At 60.9% G+C, this 3,649-nt stretch carries 3 protein-coding genes; 1 reads left to right on the forward strand and 2 read right to left on the reverse strand.

Annotated features, from left to right (window positions below; translation table 11 throughout):
* Positions 1 to 41: 41 nt before the first annotated feature.
* Entirely contained in the window at positions 42 to 365 is a 324-nt protein-coding gene (locus tag C457_RS00005) for a hypothetical protein (RefSeq protein WP_004592271.1), read from the forward strand.
* Positions 366 to 553: 188 nt separating this feature from the next.
* Here the strand turns inward: C457_RS00005 and C457_RS00010 are convergent, their stop codons facing one another.
* Both C457_RS00010 and C457_RS00015 read right to left on the reverse strand, forming a co-directional pair.
* Entirely contained in the window at positions 554 to 856 is a 303-nt protein-coding gene (locus C457_RS00010) for a hypothetical protein (protein ID WP_004592272.1), read from the reverse strand.
* 89 nt (positions 857 to 945) lie between these two features.
* Positions 946 to 2,757: a hypothetical protein gene (locus C457_RS00015; RefSeq protein ID WP_008090846.1), complete on the reverse strand. Its 1,812-nt coding sequence runs from the start codon at positions 2,755 to 2,757 to the stop codon at positions 946 to 948.
* Positions 2,758 to 3,649: the final 892 nt, after the last annotated feature.

Raw genomic sequence — 3,649 nt, forward strand, 5'->3', positions numbered from 1 at the left:
GTCGCACTTGGCGTGTACCGCCACACCCGAGGTGATTCAGCATGAACACCTCAAGCGATCAGCTACAGAAAGAACTCATCTGGGCACTGGCACACGGCACCAACCTCTCACAAGACGAGATCGCCGACCATCCAGCGATCGACAAATCCCAACCGACCGTAAGCCGGATTCTCAACAACTACGACCCTGCTCTTGATGGAACGGAGATCGTCGGATCTGGGTACGGGCGAGCCGAAGACACACAGACAGATGCCCCACCAGTGACCACGTACCGCGAGGCACTGGCTGAAGCCATGCTACACGCCCCGATGCTGGCCCCGATGGTCGGCATGGCGAAACTCAACAACACCGAAAACGACGGATAGAGCACCCATCACGAACCACCCCGATCGAGAACAACGCGCATCTATATATCTACCTCCTCTCTGACACACCATGGGCAAATGGGCTGTGGGCCAATTTCATTCACTGTAGACCGAAGGTCTACAGTTAATGAATACTGTAGGGGAGGGTATCACTGAATACGCATACTACCAGAAGTATGATAAACCGACTACGAGTCCTTGTACCTCACACGGTGCTCCTCCGGCACACGGTGGACCAGTTCACTGTAGATCGCCCGGAACGCATTCCCGATCTCAGCGAGCCGCGCCACATCGTCGTCCGTCAGTGGCTTATCATCGTTCAGTAACGCCCGCGTCAACGTGTCTGCGGCCGTTATAGCCTCCTGCTTCTGACCCTCCAGCACCAACGCCACGAACTCGTCTGACTCACCTTCGAGCGGCGTTCCGTGGACCAAGTCTTCGGTATCGATACTCTCATGCCCCTTTGCCGGGGAATCTGATTTTGCTGTCATGGTTTCCGTGACGGCACGGGGTCGGTGGTGTGACACCGGCCCTTTCGGGCACACCCGCGCCAGTGGGTGCCTCGCCCGTTCTCGCGGGGTCATCGGCAATCCTCTGGTGGTCGAGCCACCGGCTCGTCGAGGACCGGCGGCAACTCACGACGATCGCGTGGCCCGTCCTCACTCCATGGCCACTCGAACGACATGAGCACCTCCGCGTACCACGGTTCTCGAACGTTGCAGTTCTCGACCAAGTACCGCGCCATCGTCTCCGCCGAGAACGTAGCGAAGCCGGTCTTCTCGCACCGGATTTTCGCACCCCCCGACACGTGCGCCAACCGCGTCTCACGTAACAGCCGATCCTCTGGTAGCACCAACTCGGCCATCGACGCACCCCCCCCACCACCACCCGTTGCCTCTATCGATCCGTCCGGGTTGACGATCTCGACCAGCTCGTACTCAGCTGGAATCTCCGGCGGCTCGCCATAGACCGGCTCGACTTCCTCAGCTGTGTTTACTCCAGCCACGGCCTCCTCGACCACCTGCTTGTGTTGCGGTGCGATCCCCAGCGACCCCATCACGTTCGGCACCGAGTCCGGCACCCCGTGCGCCTCGACGTACTCACGAACCTGTGACCGAGCCTCTGCCGCTGCCGGTGGCTCGCCCGTCCGGTATCCGACCACGTACTCATGACCACCATCAGCGACCGCCTGCTGGCCGTCAGACGACGACTGTGACGACAGCCGGTACTCTGCTATCGTATCGGCACCGATCCCAACAGCAGAGCCACAGCGAGCACACACGACGTTACCCTTCCCGTCGTACTTCAGGCGGTGGCCGTGCACTCGCTCCTTGTCCTGAAGGCATAGGTCCGCTTTCGCGGCATCATTGAAAACTTGCGAGCGAGCGATCCTCTGCCGGTTCTGCGCCCACTCGATAGCTGCGAACGCCTGCATTTCGACCGGCATCTCCATCATCGGCGTGTCCTCCTGTAGCCGAAGGTACTCCGTCGCGTATCCCGCCGGTTCCTCCAAGTCTAAGCGCACCTCTATGGCCTTCTCGCGGGTATGAGCCTCTGGTTTCGCCAAGTCACACGCTTCGATGTGCTTCTCAATCGCCGGGTAGAACGTGTTCTCCAACACAGCCACGATCTCGTGGTCCGTGTCGAACGTGTCGCGTAGCCCTGTTGCCTGCAAGTCGATGTAAATAGCATCGTGACAATGCACGTAACAGGCGTTCTCTCCCGGATTCTCAGCATCCAACCCGTGCACGTCGTCACCACGAACGTACCCCCACTGTTCAGACTCTAAGCCGAGATGGTACTCCGCTGCGTTCCGCACCACGTCGTACACGTCACCCTGCGACCACGTGCGGGCCACGCGGTCGCCGTGATCGACCGGCGGCACCCGCTCACCGTCCGGCTTCGATGAACCCGTCCGCGTGAGCATGATCGTAGCGACGTCGCCCCATTCGCCCTCGACGTGCTCGCCGGAGCGAGCACTGTCTTCGCTCTCCGGGTACGTCCCACCCATCAGTTGCCGCTGAAACGCCGCGTTCTTGGCGGCTTGCTCATCGCCGTAGGAACTCGTCCAACAGTCATCGAAGTCCACAGTGAACGTCTCACCGTCGTAACGCGACTCGAAACGACCACCCAGCCCATCATCGTAGGGCTGGCGGGCTGTTAGGAACCGGAACAACCCTTCCGCCCATGTCACCGACTCGGCCCGTTCGACGCGATCGACGCTAAACCCGCGCTCCCATTCGCGCTCGCCCTGGACATGCTCCTCGACGCGATCCGTTTCGACCAGTTCCGAGCGGAGTGTCTGACCGTCCCTCTCGGATAGCGGCCGACCAGCGAGGTACGGGTACTTCTCACGGAACTCCTCGACGCACTCGGCTGCCCGATCAGCCACCCGCTCATCGTATGGCCGCGTTTCGTGAGACGGCTGATCTTCCGGGGTACAAGCTTCTACAGAGTTAGACCGTGGTAGCCGAGAGTGTGCTAACTCGGGCTGGCCTTCGTCCGCACTCATGGCCACCACCCGCTGTTACCGGAATCCCTCGCGCTCGCTCCCTCGCCGGAACGAGGCCGGTCGCTCGCTCCGCTGCGCTCCCTGTGTTCCGGTCTTTCCGGTGCTCGCTCCGCTGCGCGCCGGGTACGGGCATCCACCCATCCGGCACTCGCTCGCGCTCGGTCACGCTCGAGGACAACCGCGACCGCGAAAGATGGGACCGCCCGCCGGGAGATCGGCAAGCTGTGGGCTGTGGGCTGTGGGCTGCACTGGCTGAAATCAGCCGTTATAACACCGCACACCAGCCGCCGAAGGGAGCGCAAATTACTTTTCGGCGGAGACAGAAGGGTAGGACACGGAACCTCCCGGGCAAGGAGTTCCACCCGCAGGGGGCCGGTGGCACGGCCCCCCGCGGTCGTGTCCGGCCCTTCCTGCCGGACTTCGATCACGTTGGTTAGCTTTGCCTACCTGTCGTTCCTCATGGCACTTAGCCGTTTCTCTCGCGAACCCAAAGCTTGAAATCGGTGTTTTAACATATTATAACGGTATGAGCACCGTGATTTCAGCCGAAATACCGGACTCGTTAGAAAACCGACTCACCGAACGACAGGAACCAGACGAAAGTCGTAGCGCCGCTATCCGGCGGACGTTACGCGACGGAACTCACGCGCCCGAACTCCGGCGCGAGAACCACGAACTCCGCGAGAAACTGGAGAATCGAGAAAACCAGATCGAAGAACTTCGAGACGAACTCGATGAGCACCGCGAGAGCTGTCTCTTATACACATCTCTG

This window comes from Haloferax prahovense DSM 18310, from assembly GCF_000336815.1.
Classification (GTDB): Archaea; Halobacteriota; Halobacteria; order Halobacteriales; family Haloferacaceae; genus Haloferax; species Haloferax prahovense.

Coding starts and splice junctions, on each gene's coding strand:
- C457_RS00005 (WP_004592271.1), top strand. CDS start 42: ATGAACACCTCAAGCGATCAGCTACAGAAAGAACTCATCTGGGCACTG.
- C457_RS00010 (WP_004592272.1), bottom strand. CDS start 856: ATGACAGCAAAATCAGATTCCCCGGCAAAGGGGCATGAGAGTATCGAT.